Genomic DNA, 17,501 nt, shown 5'->3' on the forward strand with positions numbered 1-17,501 from the left:
CTGCAGCGAATCTCACCCCGGGCACCTGTATCAGCGCTTGTGGGTGACCGCTTCATTCGAGCTTCGCAGCGCGTTCAACTCAATACATACCCCACCGGCAACAGCGCTGGCGGCAGCGGTGTCTGCCCCAGTGCGGCCAATACATCACGCTCCACCGTTCGCACCATGGCATCGGTAGGCAGGTCGTTCTCGTCGCGGCCGAACGGGTCTTCCAACTCGTTGCCAATGGCATCGAGCCCAAAGAAGGTGTACCCCACGATGGTCGTGAACAGCGGTGCCAGCCAGCCTAGCGGTTCGGCCAGGGCAAACGGCAGCAACAGGCAGAAGATGTAGATGGTGCGGTGCAGCAGCAAGGTATAGGGGAAGGGCAACGGCGTGCCCTTGATCCGCTCGCAGGTGGCCTGAACCTCCCCAAGGCCCGCCAACCGCTGCGCCAGGAGGTTGTAGCGCCACTCGGACAAGCCCTGCTGCTCGGTCAGCCGCGAACACTGCTCGCCCAGTTGCAGGAGGATGCCGTTACACACGTTGTGAGGGCTGACCGCCTCGGCATTCCCCAGCCAGGGCCGCGCGGCAGCCAGGTCGTCTTCGTCTCGCAGCCTGGCATTGAGCGCCTGTGCGAACCCGCACAGGCTGCGCAGCATCTCGGCGCGTAGCGCGGCATCGGCGATCACCACGCTTTCGCGAGTGAACGACCGAATCTCGACGATCAACCTGCCCCAGGCCTTGCGGCCCTCCCACCAACGGTCGTAACACGCGTTGTTGCGAAAGCTCATGAAAATCGACAGCGACAAGCCGAGCAAGGTGAACGGCGTAGCGCTGACCGGATAGAAGAACGCTGGGTAATGCCGTTCGACCAGGACGATGACCGCCGCCAGCAGTGTGACCATCAGGCAGCGCAGGGCGATCTGTTTGATGATCGACCCTTTGAGGGTGAACAGCACTCGCAGCACACCCTGGGTGGGATGAACGATCATGGCAATCCAGAGACGGCGGGTCAGCCGCCGGTCATGTTCATGAAGCGCAGGATTTGAACGTCGCCGCCCACCTCGAAGTGATGGCGATACGGCTTGAGGTGCAACGAGTCACGAATGGCTTTTTCCAGCCGTTCAGCGTTGCCGGGGTGGGCACGCAGCACGTGCTTGAGATCGACCGAGTGCTCATTGCCCAGGCACAACAACAAGCGCCCCTCTACGGTGAGACGTACGCGGTTGCAGGTGGCGCAGAAATTGTGGCTGTGGGGCGAAATGAACCCCACCCGGGTTTGCGGGGCATCGGCCAGGCGCCAGTACCGCGCGGGGCCCTGCGAAGATTCGGTCGACTCCACCAGGCTGAACTGCTCGGCCAGCGTCGCGCGTACCTCATCGCTTGAGAAAAACGACTCTTCACGGGCGTGCTCGCTGATCTGTCCCAGCGGCATCTCCTCGATGAAGGTGATGTCCAGTTCGCGATCGATCGCAAAGCGCACTAGGTCGACGAGTTCGTCGTCATTGCGCCCTTTGAGTACCACGCAGTTGAGTTTGGTCCGGCGAAAGCCGGCTTTACGTGCAGCATCGATGCCGGCGATCACCTGGTGCAGGTCGCCGGTGCGGGTCAGTTGCTTGAACCGGTCGGCATCCAGGCTGTCGAGGCTGATGTTCAGCCGCGTCACCCCCGCATCGAAGAGCGGTTGCGCCAGGCGCCCCAGCTGCGAGCCGTTGCTGGTCAGGCACAGCTCGCGCAGCCCCGGCAGGGCAGCGATGCGTCCGCACAGGTCGACGATGCCTTGGCGTACCAGCGGCTCGCCCCCGGTCAGACGAATCTTGCGGGTGCCCAGCGCCACGAAACGCTCGGCTACCTGGAACAGTTCTTCAAGGCTCAGGATCTGCTGGCGGGGCAGAAACTGCATGTCCTCGGCCATGCAGTACACGCAACGGAAGTCGCAGCGGTCTGTGACCGACATCCGCAGGTAGTCGATTTTCCGGTTGAAGCCGTCGATCAGTGCCCGGCTGCTCTGTTCCACGTACGCGCTCGAATCAGGGAGGTTGGCCTCCAAGCTAGCGCCTGGTGGGGCGGGCCGTCAAATGGCTTTGACCGACCGACCGATAAATGCTCTCTATCACCGTTCAGCCCCCGCGTTTACGGGGGTCATCGAAGGCGCTTATCACCTCGTAGGATCTTTCGATTGGACGGCTCTACGCCAGGCTTCATAGGCTGGACAAAAGCCATAGCAGGGCGAGGACTTCACCCATGAGCCAGGACCCACACATCCGCGACTACAAAGGCGCCGCTGCCGGCTGGGGCGCGCTCAAGAGCGTGACCAAAAGCTGGCTGGGCAGTGACAACGCCTTCAAGAATTTGCGAGCCATGCTCAAGACCAACCAGAATGGCGGCTTCGACTGCCCTGGTTGCGCCTGGGGCGAGTCGCCGGAAAACGACACGGTAAAGTTTTGCGAGAACGGTGCCAAGGCCGTCAACTGGGAGGCCACTGGGCGCTCGGTCGATCCGGCCTTCTTTGCCCGCTACAGCGTCAGCGCCCTGGCCGATCAGACCGATTACTGGCTGGAGTACCAGGGTCGCCTGACCCATCCCATGCGCTACGATGCAGCCACCGACCACTATGTCGAAACGAGCTGGGCAGAGGCCTTCGCGCTGATCGCCAAGCACCTGCACGCCCTGGAATCACCCGATCAGGCCGAGTTCTATACCTCGGGCCGGGCCAGCAACGAAGCAGCCTTTCTTTATCAGTTGTTCGTGCGCGCCTACGGGACCAACAACTTCCCGGATTGCTCGAACATGTGCCACGAGGCCAGCGGCGTCGGCATGGCGCAGACCTTGGGCGTGGGCAAGGGCACCGTGGTCTTTCACGACCTGGAACTGGCAGACGCCATCTTCGTCATTGGCCAGAACCCTGGCACCAACCACCCGCGCATGCTCGAACCGCTGCGCGAAGCCGTGAAGCGCGGTGCCCAGGTGGTGTGCTTCAACCCGCTCAAGGAGCGGGGTCTGGAGCGCTTCCAGCACCCGCAGCACCCGCTGGAAATGCTCAGCAATGGCTCCGAGCCTACCAATACCGCCTACTTCCGCCCGGCACTGGGCGGAGACATGGCGGTGATGCGCGGCATTGCCAAGTACCTGCTGCAATGGGAGCGCGAAGCCAAGGCCAAGGGTGAACCGGCGGTGTTCGACCATGCTTTCATTGCCGAGCACACCAGCGGCATCGAGGCCTACCTGCAGACCTTGGATGCTACACCCTGGCCTGCCCTCGTGGCGCAGTCCGGGCTGACCCAGGCCGAGATCGAGCAGGCCGCGCGCATGTACCGCAAGGCCGAACGCGTGATCATGTGCTGGGCCATGGGCGTTACCCAGCATCGTCATTCGGTGGCCATCGTGCAGGAAATCGTCAACCTGCAATTGCTGCGTGGCAATGTCGGCAAACCCGGCGCAGGGCTTTCGCCAGTGCGCGGTCACAGCAACGTGCAGGGTGATCGGACCATGGGCATCGACGAGAAGCCCAAGGCCGCCTTGCTCGATGCCTTGCAAGCTCGTTTTGAGTTTCAGGTGCCGCGCACCCATGGGCACAATGCCGTACTGGCGATCAAGGCCATGGAAGAAGGCCGGGCGAAGGTGTTCATCGGCCTTGGGGGTAATTTTGCCCAGGCCACCCCTGACACCGCGCGCACCCATGCCGCCCTGCGCAACTGCGCGCTGACCGTGCAGATTTCCACCAAGCTCAACCGCTCGCACCTGGTGACCGGTGGCGATGCGTTGATCCTGCCCTGCCTGGGCCGCACCGAAATCGACCTGCAGGCCAGCGGCCCGCAAGGCGTGACGGTCGAAGACACCTTTAGCATGGTGCACATCTCCCACGGCCAGTTGCGGCCACGTTCGCCCCACATGCGCTCCGAGCCCTGGATCATTGCCGGCATGGCCCAGGCCACCTTGGGCAAGCACCCCATCGACTGGGAACACGCAGTGGCCGATTACGCCCATATCCGTAGCCTGATTGCCGATGTGATTCCAGGCTTCGAAAACTTCAACGAACGCCTGCAGCAACCTGGGGGCTTTCACCTAGGCAACCACGCCGCCGACCGTATCTGGCGCACCGCCACCGGCAAGGCACAATTCAGCCCCAATGCGCTCCCCGCAGCACTGGTCAACGCCCAGGTGCTGGCGCGTGGCGACAAGCCAGACTTGATCTTGCAGACCTTGCGCTCCCACGACCAGTACAACACCACCCTCTACGGTCTGGATGACCGTTACCGCGGTGTGTTCGGGCTGCGCGAAGTGGTGTTCGTCAACGAGGCCGACATTCGGCGCATGGGGCTCGAGCCGGGTGAGCGCGTCGATCTGGTGTCGTTGTGGGACGACGGCGTCGAGCGTCGGGTGTCGGGTTTTCGTCTGGTGGCCTATGACGTACCGCCGGGGCAGGCTGCCGCCTATTACCCGGAAACCAACCCCCTGGTGCCGCTGGAGAGTTATGGTGAAGGGACCTATACCCCGACCTCCAAGTTCGTGGCGATCAAGGTCGAGAAGGCCAAGGCGGATAATCGCATTGCAGCGGCACTGGCGACCGACTGAGTCTGATCAGGCGACAGGGTCACCTCTGCAACCCCGCGTCAACCGCGATTCACTGGAAAAGCCGTGGTGTATTTCATCTGCTCCATGGCAAAGCTCGAGGTAATGTTCGACAACCCATCAGTGCTAGTGATCAGCTTCTTGTAGAACCGGTCATACGCTGCGATATCACCCACTACCACCCGCAGCATGTAGTCCCAGTCGCCGGACATGCGGTAGCACTCCATCACCTCCTCGAACGCCGTGACCGTGGCGGCAAACTGCTCCAGCCATGCACTGTCATGACGCTGGGTCTTGACCTGCACGAACACGGTCAGGCCCAGCCCCAGCAGGTCAGGATCCAGCAGGGCCACACGACCAACGATGTAGCCTTCGTCTTCCAGGCGCTTGACCCGCTTCCAGCACGGGGTGGTGGACAGGTTGACGGCCTCGGCCAAGGCCTTGAGCGAGAGCGCGGCATCGCGCTGCAACAGGGTCAGGATGTGTCGGTCGAAGCTGTCCATAGGGGGCATGGGCCGTGGCGAAGAAGTTTTCACAGGGTACTCCAAGGTCAGGGCTTTTGCGTTGTGCGATAGTGGCAACCTTACCTCTGCCAACGAGCCCGACCATGTCCGACAAGCCGCGCCATTTCGCCACCCGAACCATTCATGCCGGCGAGCAGTTCGAAGTCGCCGACAATGCCATTTTCCCGGCCATCGTCACGGCCAGTTCGTTCATCAAGCGCGGCCTGGACGATACGCCGGACTACTCCTACAGCCGCGTAGGCAACCCCACCCGCCACGCCTACGAGACCTGTGTTGCAGCCCTGGAAGAAGGCGTCGGGGCGGTGGCCTGTGCGTCAGGCGTGAATGCCACCGCCACCGTGCTGGAACTGCTGCCCAAGGATGCCCACGTGGTGGTGATGAACGGCGTATACGGCGGCACCTTCCGTATCATGGAGGACTACCGCAGCCGTACTTCCGGCCTGACCACCACGTACGTCGATCTCAATGACCTGGAAGCCGTGGCTGCTGCCATCAAGCCCGAAACCCGGCTGATCTGGATTGAGTCACCGACCAACCCATTGTTGCACCTGGTCGATATCAAGGCCGTGTGCGACCTTGCCCGTACCCGGGGCATCCTGACCTGCATCGACAACACCTTCTGCTCACCGTGGAACCAGCGCCCGATCACCCTGGGCGTAGACCTGGTCATGCACTCGGCCAGCAAGTACATCGGTGGCCATTCCGACCTCACCGGTGGCGTGGTGGTGGCGGCCAGCGAAGACCTGCACCGGCAACTGCGCCGCATCAGCATGGCCATCGGCGTGGTGCAAGGGCCGTTCGATTGCTACCTGGCGTTGCGCGGCCTCAAGACCCTGGACGTGCGCATGGAACGCCAGTGTGCCAACGCGCTGGAAGTGGCCCGCAGGCTCGAAGGCCACCCGCAGGTCGAGCAGGTGTACTACCCAGGGCTGCAAAGCCACCCGCAGCATGACCTGTGCAAGCGCCAGATGCGCAGCGGCGGGGCCGTGGTCGCCATCAAGGTCAAGGGCGATCGGGCAGCGCTAAACCGTCTGGTCGAAGCGCTGCAGATTTTCGTACTGGCCGATTCGCTGGGCGGGGTCGAAAGCATGATCAACCATTCCTGGACCATGTCCCACTGCTCCATGAGCCCCGAGCAGAAAGGGGCGATGGGCATCAGCGAAAACCTGTTGCGCCTGTCAGTGGGCATCGAGGCGGTTGCCGACCTGATCGATGACCTGGAAACGGCGCTGGGCGCTTTGGCCGGATAACAAGGGCAAGGCTGTACTGGCGAGGGGTTCAGCGCCAACCCGTCATGCGACCGATGATGGGCTGGCGCCAGCAAAGACGCCGGTGATTACTTGGGCGGGTGGATGATGCGCTCGATCTTGTCCTTGATCAGCAGCCGCTCGCGGCGCAAGCGCGTGACGGCGTCGTCGTTGGTGCCGTTTTTCTCGGCGGCGACCACTTCCTTGTCCTTGGCGTTGTACTCCTTGTGCAAGCCATGCAGCGTCTGGTCCTTGTCAATGAGCGCCTGGAATGCGTCAGCGGTAACGTGCAAGTCAGCGAGCAGATCGTGCGGAACAGGCATTTCTTCACCTCTGTCAGGGGGATTGGTTAAGGTCCTGACCTCTGAGGATAGCCGCGTTTGCCTCGACGGGGGAGGCCGCGAATCCTGAACCCCTGCTGAACGACTGACAGGTCCTCATCGAAATCAGCGCTTTCACTAAATTGTTACGTTATTTTTCACAGAAAATTGATGGCCCGGTTTCTAGAGTTCGCCCTGCTTGCTCCCAGTGCCATCCGGCGCTGGTGGTCACTTCTCTTGGTTGCGAACCTGAATGCTCAACATCAAACCCCTGCGCACCGAATGGGTCACGCTGCTGGCCAGCCTGTACCTGTTGATCGGCATGAATGTTTTCCTGTGGCAGCACCTGGAGCAAGTCGTGCCCCCCGGCTTGCCCGGCCTGTGGCTGACCCTCGCGTTTGCGGTGCTGATGTTGTTCGCCTTCAACCTCATCCTTACCCTCATTGCCTTCCGCTATGTGCTCAAGCCCTTGCTGGTGCTGCTGTTCGTCAGTGGCGCGGCGGTGGCGTACTTCATGAATCGCTACGGCGTGCTGATCGACGCGGGCATGTTCGCCAACATCGCCGAAACCAACGTGGCAGAAGTGCGCGACCTGCTGTCGCTGAAGTTCGCCTTGTACATCCTTGGCCTTGGGGTGTTGCCCTCGGTGCTGCTATGGCGAGCACCGGTGGTGTACCGGCCGTGGCAGCGCGAGCTGTTCGGCAAGCTGGTGGTCACGGCGGCCTGCGTGGTAGGCCTGGGCTCGGTGGGGTTGGCCAATTATCAGGGCCTGTCGTCGCTGTTTCGCAATCATCATGAACTGCGCCTGATGCTGACCCCCAGCAATATCGTCGGTGCCTCCATGGCGTACGTGAGCGAGCGGGTGGTCACTAGTGCACGCCCCTTTGCGCACTATGGCGAAGATGCCGCCCGCACCCCGGACTGGCAGCATCACCAGCGCAAATCCCTGACGGTGCTGGTCGTGGGTGAAAGCGCGCGCGCCGATCACTTCGGCGTGCTGGGCTACAACCGCGATACCACCCCCAGGCTTGCCGCCGAGCAGGGGTTGCTGGCGTTCTCGGACGTTCACTCCTGCGGCACTGAAACGGCTGTGTCGGTACCCTGCATGTTCTCCGGCATGCCCCGCAAAGCCTACGATGCCCGCGTTGCCAAGAACCGTGAAGGGTTGCTCGATATCCTCGAGCGGGCAGGCCTGGACGTGCAGTGGCGCGACAACCAGTCCGGGTGCAAGGGCACCTGCGACCGCGTGCAGTTCATCAACATGAGCAAGCTCAAGGACCCGCAGTTCTGCGCCGAAGGCGAGTGCCACGACGAAATCCTGCTGCAGGGCCTGGGCGAGCTGATCGACCATTTGGACAAGGACACCGTGCTGGTGCTGCACCAGATGGGCAGCCACGGGCCCGACTACTTCAAACGCTACCCCAAGGCCGAGCAGCGCTTTGCCCCGGTGTGCCAGAGCAACGCCTTGGACCAGTGCAGCCAAGCGCAGATCATCAATGGCTACGACAACACCCTGGCCTACACCGACCGGGTCCTGGCCAGCCTGATCGACACCCTGCGCAGCCGGCAGGACAAGGTCGATACGGCCATGATCTACCTGTCAGACCATGGCGAATCGCTGGGCGAGTACAACCTGTTCCTGCACGGGACACCGTACGCCATCGCTCCGGAACAGCAAAAGCATGTACCGCTGCTGGCCTGGTTCTCCGACAGCTATCAACAGGACTTCGGTGTCGATACCGGTTGCCTGGCCAAGTTGAACGACGCGCCCTTGTCCCAGGACAACCTGTTCCACTCGATGCTGGGGTTGCTGCAAGTTCACACCCAGGTGTACGAGCGTTCCCTGGACCTGTTCGCCAGCTGCCGGCCCTGGCTCACCGCCAAGCGTTGAGCAGGCCGCCGGCCGGGTTGCACAGTCCATGAAATTGCACCATTGATCGACATCAAGGATGGCCCGGGTTTCACCAGCAGTGCCCGCGCCGTATATACTGCGCGCCAATGTTAGTGGGAGAGCCTTGTGGCCATCGAAATTCACTGGATCCGTGACGACCTGAGCCTGGCCGAACACTGCCGCGAATGGCGCCAATTGCCCTTTGTCGCGGTCGATACCGAATTCATGCGCGTCGACACCTTCTACCCCAAGGCAGGGCTGATCCAGATTGGCGATGGCAAGTGCGCGTTCCTGATCGACCCGCTGTTGATCGGCAACTGGCAGCCGCTGGCCGAGCTGATCGAAGACCGTAACGTGGTCAAGGTGCTGCATGCCTGCAGCGAGGACCTGGAGGTGTTGCTGCGCCTGACCGGCAAGCTGCCCCAGCCGCTGTTCGACACCCAGCTGGCCGCCGGCTACCTCAACCTGGGCTTCTCCATGGGCTATTCGCGGTTGGTGCAGGAGGTGCTGGGCATCGACCTGCCCAAAGGCGAAACCCGCTCCGACTGGCTGCAACGCCCGCTGTCCGAGACCCAGGTCAGCTATGCTGCCGAGGACGCCGTGCACCTGGCCGAGCTGTTCAGCGCCTTGCGTGCGCGCCTGTCCGACGACAAGTATGCCTGGGTGTTGGAAGACGGTGCTGAACTGGTGGCCCAGTTGCGCCGCGAGGTACAGCCCGACAGCCTGTACCGCGAGGTCAAGCTGGCGTGGAAACTGTCGCCCCAGCAATTGGCGGTGCTGCGCGCCCTGTGCGCCTGGCGCGAGCGCGAGGCCCGCCTGCGTGATGTTCCGCGCAACCGCATCCTCAAGGAGCATGCGCTGTGGCCCATTGCCAAGAGCCAGCCGACCAACCTGGCGGCCTTGGCCCGCATCGACGACATGCACCCGCGCACCTTGCGCCAGGATGGCGAAACCTTGCTGCAACTGATCAAGCACGCCGCCAGCCTGCCGGCCGAACAATGGCCCGAGCCACTGCCTGAGCCGCTGCCGATCGAAGCCTCGGGCATTCTCAAGCAACTGCGCGCCGTCGGTCAGGCCGAAGGGCAGCGGCTGGGCATCGCGCCCGAGCTGATGCTGCGCAAGAAAACCCTCGAGGCCCTGCTTAAAAGCGGTTACCCCGACGGCCCTTACACCTTGCCCGATTCGCTGCGCGGCTGGCGCCGTGAGCGGATGGGCCAGGCACTGCTGGACAGCCTGGCCGGTGCCGGAGACCCTCAATGAAACGCATCTGCTCGATCTACAAGAGCCCCCGCAAGAACGAAATGTACCTGTACGTGCTCAAGGCCGATGGCCTGCAACGCGTACCCGAAGGCTTGCTGCCGTTCTTCGGCACGCCCCAGCACGCCTTCGACCTGGTGCTCAGCCCCGAACGCAAGCTGGCCCGCGAAGACATCACCAAGGTGCTGGAAAACCTCGACAACCAGGGGTATCACCTGCAGATGCCGCCGCCGGATGACGAGTACATCGAGCACCTGCCCGACGAGTTGCTGCACCGTAACGATCCCGCCTGATCATGCGCGTACTGATTGCCGAGCATGACCACGTCCGCTACGCCGACCTGTTGCACCAGGCGGCACCGCACCTTGACGTCCTGACCAGCGACGACTCCGCGCAACTGGCCCGGCTGGCGCCGCAGTGCCCGGTGTGGCTCGGTCAGCCCGACCTGCTGGCGAGCCTGTTGCGCCAGGGGCATCGGCCTCACTGGATGCAGTCGACCTGGGCCGGCGTGACGCCGCTGCTGGCGGCGGGACTGCCCCGCGAGTATCGCCTGACCCGCGCCGTGGGCATTTTCGGCCAGGTCATGGCCGAATACATGCTCACCTACATGCTGGGCCATGAACGGCACGTCCTGTCGCGCCTGGTCAGCCAGGTGGAGCGGCGCTGGGACGACCGCCCCGGTTGCTCGCTGCAGGGCCGCAAGGTGTTGATCGTTGGCACCGGCGACATCGGTCAGGCGGTGGCCGAGTTCCTGCGTCCGTTCGGGGTGGTGCTGTACGGTGTGGCCAGTGAGGCCCGTGAACAGCCGCCATTCGTCGAGGTAGCCGCCCTGGACGATCTCGCGCGCCTGGTGGGCCAGGTCGATTATGTGCTGAACCTGCTGCCCGACACGCCGGCCACGCACGATATCTTTGACGCGGCGATGTTCCGGCGTTTTCAGCCGACTGCTTTGTTCATCAATGCCGGACGCGGTGTGGCAGTCGTCGACGCGGACCTGGTGGATGCGCTGAAGGAGGGTCACCTGGCCGGGGCGGTGATCGATGTATGCCGCCAGGAACCGCTGCCCAGGCAGCATCCGTTCTGGACCGCCTGGGGCCTGTTGCTCACCGGACACAGCGCCGCGCCCACCACGCCTGCGGCCATGGTGCGGTTGTTTCTCGACAACCTGCAGGCGTTCGAAGCCGACCAGGCGCTGCGCGGCGAAGTGGACTTCGACCGCGGGTATTGATCGTTCGGCCTGGGCCAGAGCGCGTTGCCTGCGGGTAGCGCCTCATGGCGGCCCTTCACGCGTACCGATCTACCACGCGCCTGTGCGCGAGCATGGCTGACAAGCGGTCTGGTATTGCTGCATGCCAGGCCCTAGACTGGCGCCGCCACGGCCAGCAGCTCCATGCTGCACGCCTTAACGAACCGTTTCAGGCGCTGTCTGCTTCGGGCCCGATGCCGGACACGCGCTGCTGATCCCTTGCAGGAATTCGCGTCATGATCGCTGACAACGCCCCCTTCTGGCGGCGCAAAACCCTCGAGCAACTCAACCCGCAGGAATGGGAATCGCTGTGCGACGGTTGCGGGCTGTGCTGCCTGCAAAAGCTCGAGGACGAGGACGACAACAGTGTTTATTACACCCGCATCGCCTGCACGTTGCTCGACCTCGACACCTGCCAGTGCAGCGACTACCCCAATCGCTTTGCCCAAGTGCCCGACTGCATTCAGCTCACCCCGGGCAAGGCTGACCAGTTTCGGTGGTTGCCAGCGACCTGCGGTTACCGTCTGGTCAGCGAAGGCAAGGACCTGCCGGCCTGGCACCACCTGGTATGCGGTGACCGCCAGCAAGTGCATGAACAGCGCATATCCCAGGCCGGGCGCATGCTCAGCGAGCGTGACGTGCACGAGGACGACTGGGAAGATTACCTGATCTTTCGCGCCAGCTAACCAGGCGCTTTACCCACTGGTGAACAAGGAGTGTCGGTATGCGTTGCCGTTTGAGTGTGCTGGTGGCCATGTTGGGATTGCTGGCGGTGGCACCGGCCTGGGCGAAAAAAGTCGATCTTGACTATCAGGTCCGGTTGTTGCCCGCGACCGGGCAAGCCGAAGTGCGCCTCACGCTTGCCGATGGCAGCGCCGTGCGCAGCCTGGACTTCGACCTGGGCAAGGCGGGGGCCTACAGCGGCTTCCAGGCAGATGGCCACTGGCAGCTTCGCGGCCAGCGCGGGGTATGGCAGCCAGCGGCTGGCAAGACCAGCCTGAGCTATCGCGTGCAGTTGAACCAGCTCCACGGTCCGGGGGTGTACAACACCCGTATGACGGCGCACTGGGCACTGTTCCTGGGCGACCAACTGGTCCCACCCGGTCGGCTGGACCAGCAGGACGGCACGGAGTTGGTCGCCCGCCTGGCATTCGATTTGCCCGAAGGCTGGAACAGCGTCGAGACCGCCTGGCCACGTATTGGCAAGGACAAGTTCCGCATCGACAACGTCTCGCGGCTGTTTGATCGACCCACGGGCTGGATGCTGGCTGGCAACCTGGGTAGCCGCCGTGCGCGCCTGGGCGAAACCGACGTGACGGTGGCAGCGCCGGTCGGGGAAGGGATGCGCCGCCTGGACAACCTGACCTTGCTGACCTACATCTGGCCACAACTGCAGGCCACCTTCCCAAGAAACCCGCCCAAACTGCTGGTGGTGGGCGCACGCGATCACATGTGGCGCGGGGCGATGGCAGCTCACGGCTCGCTCTACCTGCACAGTGGCCAGGCCATGGTCAGCGAGAGCGGTAGCAGCCCACTGCTGCGCGAAGTGGTCCAGTTGTTCACGCAGCTGCGTGGGCGTGAGGGCAATGACTGGTTGATCGAGAGCTTGACCGACTATTACGCCACCGAGCTCCTGCGCCGATCAGGCGGCCTGAGTGATGATCGTTACCAGGCCTGGCAGGCGCGCCTGAGCAAGCAGGGCGCAAGTGTCAAGCACCTCAAGGGGCAGCAGGCAACGCCTGCCCAAGTGGCGCGAGGGGTGATGCTGTTGCAGGCGCTGGGCAAGGAGATCCGTATTCACACCCAGGCCCGGCAATCACTCGACGACGTGGCGCGAGGGCTGATGCGGCTACCGAGCGTCAGCCTCGAGGACTTCGTGCAGATCAGTGAAAACGTACTTGGGCGTCGGTCGGAGGCGTTGCAGAGCAAAGTGCTGCGTTGACGCGCTACGCAATGCCTGATGGGAGCCACGCGTTGCACAACCTTTGAAGGCCATCGGGTCCGTAAAGCGGTTCCAGCAGTACGGAATCTGAGATTCCGGAGCTGCTGCGCAGCCCGTCGCGGCCGGTCCGGCGCCCCGGCCGCCCTCAAGTCGAACGTGTGACGACTACCAATCAAACCGCAAGACGTCATGGTTACGCCTTGCCGCAGCGCCGCCACGGCAAGGCCAAAACACTGGCCAGGGCATCACACTCCAGCGACAGGGTCCTTGCCAGTCACCGTCACGCCTTCGGTGGCCGCTTTAGCACTGTCCTTCAGTGCAGTCAGCTCGTCCCCAGTACGCTTGAGGTCCGATTTCAGCTGATCGTACTGATCGCGGTGGTGCTGCAACCACGCCTTGGTAGCGCAATGCCCGGTAAAGCCGCGCACCAGCGCCAGGCCACCGACGGCCACTTTGAACAGCCCTACGATACCGCCCTGGCTCAGCCCTTTGCCCACCAGCAAAGCACCACCGGCCAACGACGTGGCGCGTTCGATGCCATGGACGTTCTTTTCCTGCAACGGTGCATCAGCGTGATTATCAAGCATTGGTAAGCCCTCTTCGTGATGTGTAAGCAGCTGACCTGCCGGCGGCGGGCGGCGTTCACTCCATGTGCCAGGCGAGCCTCCTGGCGGTCATGACAGCGCACGCATCACTTGAATTTCGGGCCTGAGCGGGTGTTCAGGCCCTTGGCCAGGCGGTCGTACAGCACCACGTTCACCGTCGCCGCTAGGTTCATGCAACCGGTAGTGGGGATGTAGATGGTTTCCTCGCACCAGGCCCTGACGTCGGGGCTAAGGCTGCCGTCTTCGGGGCCGAAGATGTAGATGGCCCGGTCCGGGTGGGTATAGTCGGGCAGGGGGCGGGCGCCTTCGACCAGCTCCACCGCCACCGGGGTGCAGCCCAGCGGGATGATGCGTTGCAGGTCATCGATGCCGATCAGCGGAATGTCGTAGTGCACGCGCTTGGTGTCGGTCACGAAGTCCAGCGCGCGTTCGTACCGCTTGCCGGTATAGAACACCGAGTTTACCCCGTAGCAGCCGGCCGCACGCATCACCGAGCCTACGTTTTCGGCCGACTTGGGGTTGAACAGGCCGATGCAACTGTATCGTTTGTTAGCCACGAACCGGGGCCCTTCGCAAAAAAGACGCGATTATACGGGTTGCCCGGTCATAGCGGGGGCTACCGGTCAGTCCTTCTTCAGCATGCCTGCCAGCGCCGCGAACGGATTGTGGGTGGCCTTGGCAATGCTAGGGGTGCTGGTAGAGCCTTCGCTGAAGTATTGCTGATCGGTGTAGCGCGAGTGTTCGTTGTCGTGGCAGTAGAGGCACAGCAGCTCCCAGTTGGAGCCGTCCTGCGGGTTGTTGTCGTGGTTGTGGTCGCGGTGATGCACGGTCAGCTCGCTCAGGCGCTTGCCGGCGAACTCGCGTGCGCAGCGCCCGCATACATGCGGGTACATCCTCAGGGCCTTGTCGCGGTAGCCCATTTCCTTGTCGCGCTTGGCATCGGCGAGAATGCGGTCCAGGCGCGCAGTGGCGGCGGAAGTAGAGGAGGTCATGGTGTTTCCTTCGTTCTGATCAGGCAAATGACGGTTATGCCGTCGAGTCTAGCGCGGCTGCATGATCGGCGCACAGGCGAAAAATGTCATATGGGCGTAGCCTGTAGGAAGGTTCTGAACAGGAGGTTGCCGATGCTTGCTGCGATTCTCGCCGTTGTCCTGGCGGCAGGCGTGCCTGCGGCTCACGCTGCCAGCACGCCACCCCGGTTGACCACACCTGTACCCGGCGCGCCGGGCACGCCTACACCCACGCCGTATCCGCAGATCACCCCAAGCAGCCCGCCCAAGGCCACCGGCACCTCCCAAGGGGCACCTTTGCTACCGCCAATGCCAGTGCCTGGCCCGCCAAAGGACCAGCCTTTACCAGGGTTGCGGCAGGATGCAGAGAAACCGGTGCGGGACACGGAGTGAGCGAAGGCGGCTGTCCTAGCGTTGCCGATAGCGCCACAATCGAACACGAACGCCAAGGCCGCTGGGGCCGCCTCACACACACAAACAGCTCGAAACCTCAGGCAACCCCCAGCTCACCCAGCACAAACCCGTACTCCAGGGCTACATCTTTCAACCCCTGGTAACGCCCGCTCATACCCCCGTGTCCGGCACCCATTTCGGTCTTGAGCAGCAGCAAGTTGTCATCGGTCTTGCGCGTACGCAGGCGGGCGACCCACTTGGCCGCTTCCCAGTACTGCACCCGGCTGTCGTTGTAGCCGGCCACCACCAACATCGCCGGGTAAGGCTGGGCTTTCACGTTCTCATACGGCGCATAGGCCTTGATGCGCTCATACACCTCAGGTACCTCGGGATTGCCCCATTCGTCATACTCGGTCACCGTCAACGGCAGCTCAGGGTCGAGCATGGTGTTGAGGACATCCACGAACGGCACCTCGGCGATGGCACAGCGAAACAGCTCGGGACGCAGGTTCAACACGGCGCCGATCAGCAGCCCGCCAGCACTGCCCCCGCTGATGGCCAGGGTGGCGGGGGACGTCACGCCCTCGTTGATCAGGTGTTCGGCGCATGCGATGAAGTCGCTGAAGGTATTGCACTTGTGCTCCTGCTTGCCGGCACGGTACCAGGCCTCGCCCAGCTCGCCGCCGCCGCGCACATGGGCAATGGCAAACGCCACGCCACGTTCCAGCAGGCTCAGCCGCGCATGGGAGAACCACGGGTCCAGGCTCTCGCCATAAGCGCCGTATCCGTACAGGTAGAGCGGTGTCGTGCGGCCCACATCCTGACGCCGTCGCACCAGGCTGATCGGTACCTGGGTGCCATCTGCGGCGGTGGCCCACAGGCGTTCGCTGACATAAGCGTCGGCATCGAAGGGCCCCAGCACCGGCGTCTGCTTGAGCACTTCCTGCGCGCCAGTGGCCAGCGCCAGCTGCCGCACCTGGGCCGGCCGGTTCAGCGCCTCGTAGCGCAAGCGTATCCGAGGACTGTCGAATTCCAGGCTGTCCTGCACGTACAGGCTATAGGCGGCGTCGGGTAAAGCCACCCGGTAGGGCGCCAGCCCCTGTGGGCGCACTTCGATGATCGGCAGCCCGCCGTCACGCAGACTCAGGGTCAACGCGCTGGCATTGAGGCTCAGCCCTTCGAGCATGATGTCATCGCGATGGCCTACCAACAGCTGCCACTGGGCGCGGCTAGGCACGGGGTCGACTGGGGCGTGATACAAGGCGAAGTTGATGCCGTCCTGGTTGGTGCGGATGAACCATCGCCACTGCCCATCGAGCAGGCCATGATCGGGGAAGTATTCATGGCTTTCCACGCGCGGTGCCAGGCAGGTGAACGGCGCTTGCGGCGTGGCCGCGTCCAGCACCCAGGCTTCGCTAGTGGTCTTGCTGTTGAGCAGCAGCACCAATTGGCGTTCGGAACTGGTGCGGTAACAGTGCAGGAAGAACCGGCCATCGGGCTCCTCGAACACCCGCTGGGCACCGTCCTGACCCAACGTATGCCGGTACAGCCGCCAAGGGCGATGGGTATCGTCGAGTTCGGCGAAGAAGAGCGTGCGGCTGTCATTGGCCCAGGTCAGACTGCCATCGCAGCCGTCGAAGGGCAGGGTGGTTACATCGCCTGTGGCCAGATCCTTGACGTACAAGGTGTAGATTTCGTCCCCGCTGGTGTCCAGGCTATAGGCCAACAGGCGATGGTCGGGACTAACGTTGAACGCCCCCAGCGAAAGAAAGCCGCCGCCTGCCAGGGCGTTGGGGTCCAGCAACAGTTGCTCCTGGCCTTCATCGACCGTGTTGGAATCATCGCCAGGGCGTGGGCAGCGGTAATGGCGGGGGTATTCATCGCCAGCGGTGGTACGGGTGTAGTACAGGTAGGGCCCCCATGGCGAAGGCAGGGACAGATCGGTTTCCTGGATGCGGCCCTTGATCTCCTCGAACAACTGCTCGCGCAACGGGGCCTGATGAGCCAGACAGGCTTGCTGGTAGGCGTTTTCCGCTTCGAGGTAGGCCAGTACCTGGGGCTCGTCACGCTGTTGCAGCCACGCATAGGGGTCGGTCGCGTCGTCGGCTCTGGCCAGGGGCGGCAAGTGGGTGCTTGGCATCGAATTTCTCTCGGTTCTTGAAGGGCGCTGCCGGCAGCTTCGTTGGCGTGCCGGTACAGGCAAACACTGTTTGCGCCAGGAAATGTGTTTATCATAGGCACCTCTTTGCCTGGCTTGCACGATTACCATGATCGAGAACGACTACACCCTGGCCTGGGGCCTCTACGCCGTGGCCGCCCTGGGCTGCCTTCTGGTGGGCTTCAAGCTCACCGGCTGGATGTGGCGCTGGCTGCGCGAACCACTGCGCGTCGTGCTGGCGGTGCTGCTGCTTACGCCGACCGTGGTCGACCCAGTCAAGGACAGCTTCGCTCCGGCCATTGCCATCACGGTGCTGGACGTCGCCTTCAAAGTGGGCAACAACGCCTGGCGCGC

The 17,501-nt window shown here is 63.2% G+C and carries 17 protein-coding genes and 1 pseudogene; 10 read left to right on the forward strand and 8 right to left on the reverse strand.

What is annotated here, in order from left to right; genetic code table 11:
- Positions 1-74: 74 nt before the first annotated feature.
- Together B2Y33_RS05220 and moaA are read right to left on the reverse strand one after the other, a co-directional pair.
- A complete protein-coding gene (locus B2Y33_RS05220) occupies positions 75-974 on the reverse strand; it encodes a bestrophin family protein (protein WP_028686838.1) in 900 nt (299 codons plus the stop codon).
- Between the two features lie 20 nt (positions 975-994).
- Entirely contained in the window at positions 995-1,999 is a 1,005-nt protein-coding gene (moaA, locus tag B2Y33_RS05225) for a GTP 3',8-cyclase MoaA (protein ID WP_027915811.1), read from the reverse strand.
- A 227-nt stretch (positions 2,000-2,226) separates the two neighbouring features.
- On the opposite strand from moaA, the gene B2Y33_RS05230 reads away from it, so the two are divergent.
- Complete coding sequence (locus B2Y33_RS05230; RefSeq protein WP_206406058.1) at positions 2,227-4,557, forward strand: FdhF/YdeP family oxidoreductase; 2,331 nt, start codon at positions 2,227-2,229, stop codon at positions 4,555-4,557.
- 38 nt (positions 4,558-4,595) lie between these two features.
- Here B2Y33_RS05230 and B2Y33_RS05235 read toward each other — a convergent pair whose 3' ends face one another.
- On the reverse strand, positions 4,596-5,057 hold the full coding sequence (locus tag B2Y33_RS05235; protein ID WP_027915813.1) for an Lrp/AsnC family transcriptional regulator: 462 nt from the start codon (positions 5,055-5,057) through the stop codon (positions 4,596-4,598).
- Between the two features lie 104 nt (positions 5,058-5,161).
- Between B2Y33_RS05235 and B2Y33_RS05240 the strand changes: the two genes are divergently transcribed.
- Positions 5,162-6,328: a trans-sulfuration enzyme family protein gene (locus B2Y33_RS05240; RefSeq protein ID WP_206406059.1), complete on the forward strand. Its 1,167-nt coding sequence runs from the start codon at positions 5,162-5,164 to the stop codon at positions 6,326-6,328.
- 86 nt (positions 6,329-6,414) lie between these two features.
- On the opposite strand, the gene B2Y33_RS05245 is transcribed toward B2Y33_RS05240, so the two are convergent.
- Complete coding sequence (locus B2Y33_RS05245) at positions 6,415-6,648, reverse strand: YdcH family protein (protein WP_027915815.1); 234 nt, start codon at positions 6,646-6,648, stop codon at positions 6,415-6,417.
- 250 nt (positions 6,649-6,898) lie between these two features.
- Here B2Y33_RS05245 and B2Y33_RS05250 point away from each other — a divergent pair, with 250 nt between their 5' ends.
- The 6 genes from B2Y33_RS05250 to B2Y33_RS05275 all read left to right on the forward strand — a co-directional run bounded on the left by B2Y33_RS05250 (position 6,899) and on the right by B2Y33_RS05275 (position 12,981).
- A complete protein-coding gene (locus B2Y33_RS05250; RefSeq protein ID WP_027915816.1) occupies positions 6,899-8,536 on the forward strand; it encodes a phosphoethanolamine transferase in 1,638 nt (545 codons plus the stop codon).
- 126 nt (positions 8,537-8,662) lie between these two features.
- Positions 8,663-9,796, forward strand: coding sequence for a ribonuclease D (gene rnd / locus B2Y33_RS05255; RefSeq protein WP_111475264.1), 1,134 nt, complete (start codon positions 8,663-8,665; stop codon positions 9,794-9,796).
- The gene (locus tag B2Y33_RS05260; protein ID WP_023534892.1) at positions 9,793-10,086 is read left to right on the forward strand and encodes a YcgL domain-containing protein; all 294 of its coding nucleotides are present in this window, start codon (positions 9,793-9,795) and stop codon (positions 10,084-10,086) included. The genes rnd and B2Y33_RS05260 overlap by 4 nt, the downstream gene beginning before the upstream one ends.
- 2 nt (positions 10,087-10,088) lie before the next feature.
- Positions 10,089-11,021, forward strand: a complete 933-nt coding sequence (locus tag B2Y33_RS05265) for a D-2-hydroxyacid dehydrogenase (protein WP_027915818.1) — start codon at positions 10,089-10,091, stop codon at positions 11,019-11,021.
- A gap of 254 nt (positions 11,022-11,275) precedes the next feature.
- Positions 11,276-11,725 carry a YcgN family cysteine cluster protein gene (locus B2Y33_RS05270; RefSeq protein ID WP_206406060.1) on the forward strand — a complete coding sequence of 150 codons (450 nt, stop codon included), beginning with the start codon at positions 11,276-11,278 and terminating at the stop codon, positions 11,723-11,725.
- Between the two features lie 38 nt (positions 11,726-11,763).
- Positions 11,764-12,981 (forward strand): hypothetical protein, encoded by a 1,218-nt coding sequence (locus B2Y33_RS05275; protein ID WP_288632775.1) that lies wholly within the window; start codon positions 11,764-11,766, stop codon positions 12,979-12,981.
- Between the two features lie 245 nt (positions 12,982-13,226).
- On the opposite strand, the gene B2Y33_RS05280 is transcribed toward B2Y33_RS05275, so the two are convergent.
- The 3 genes from B2Y33_RS05280 to B2Y33_RS05290 all read right to left on the reverse strand — a co-directional run bounded on the left by B2Y33_RS05280 (position 13,227) and on the right by B2Y33_RS05290 (position 14,578).
- On the reverse strand, positions 13,227-13,568 hold the full coding sequence (locus tag B2Y33_RS05280) for a YgaP family membrane protein (protein ID WP_027915821.1): 342 nt from the start codon (positions 13,566-13,568) through the stop codon (positions 13,227-13,229).
- Positions 13,569-13,672: 104 nt separating this feature from the next.
- On the reverse strand, positions 13,673-14,143 hold the full coding sequence (locus B2Y33_RS05285) for an RNA methyltransferase (RefSeq protein WP_206406062.1): 471 nt from the start codon (positions 14,141-14,143) through the stop codon (positions 13,673-13,675).
- Between the two features lie 66 nt (positions 14,144-14,209).
- Positions 14,210-14,578, reverse strand: a complete 369-nt coding sequence (locus B2Y33_RS05290) for a YajD family HNH nuclease (RefSeq protein ID WP_023534919.1) — start codon at positions 14,576-14,578, stop codon at positions 14,210-14,212.
- Between the two features lie 132 nt (positions 14,579-14,710).
- Here B2Y33_RS05290 and B2Y33_RS05295 point away from each other — a divergent pair, with 132 nt between their 5' ends.
- On the forward strand, positions 14,711-14,989 hold the full coding sequence (locus B2Y33_RS05295) for a hypothetical protein (protein WP_082693192.1): 279 nt from the start codon (positions 14,711-14,713) through the stop codon (positions 14,987-14,989).
- Positions 14,990-15,086: 97 nt separating this feature from the next.
- Here B2Y33_RS05295 and B2Y33_RS05300 read toward each other — a convergent pair whose 3' ends face one another.
- Positions 15,087-17,129, reverse strand: coding sequence for a S9 family peptidase (locus B2Y33_RS05300; RefSeq protein ID WP_027915823.1), 2,043 nt, complete (start codon positions 17,127-17,129; stop codon positions 15,087-15,089).
- A gap of 127 nt (positions 17,130-17,256) precedes the next feature.
- Between B2Y33_RS05300 and B2Y33_RS05305 the strand changes: the two are divergent.
- Positions 17,257-17,501 (forward strand): annotated as a pseudogene (locus tag B2Y33_RS05305) (MFS transporter); the annotation flags it as partial.

The sequence above is a fragment of the Pseudomonas sp. UBA5666 genome (genome assembly GCF_002420785.1).
Classification (GTDB): Bacteria; Pseudomonadota; Gammaproteobacteria; order Pseudomonadales; family Pseudomonadaceae; genus Aquipseudomonas; species Aquipseudomonas fulva.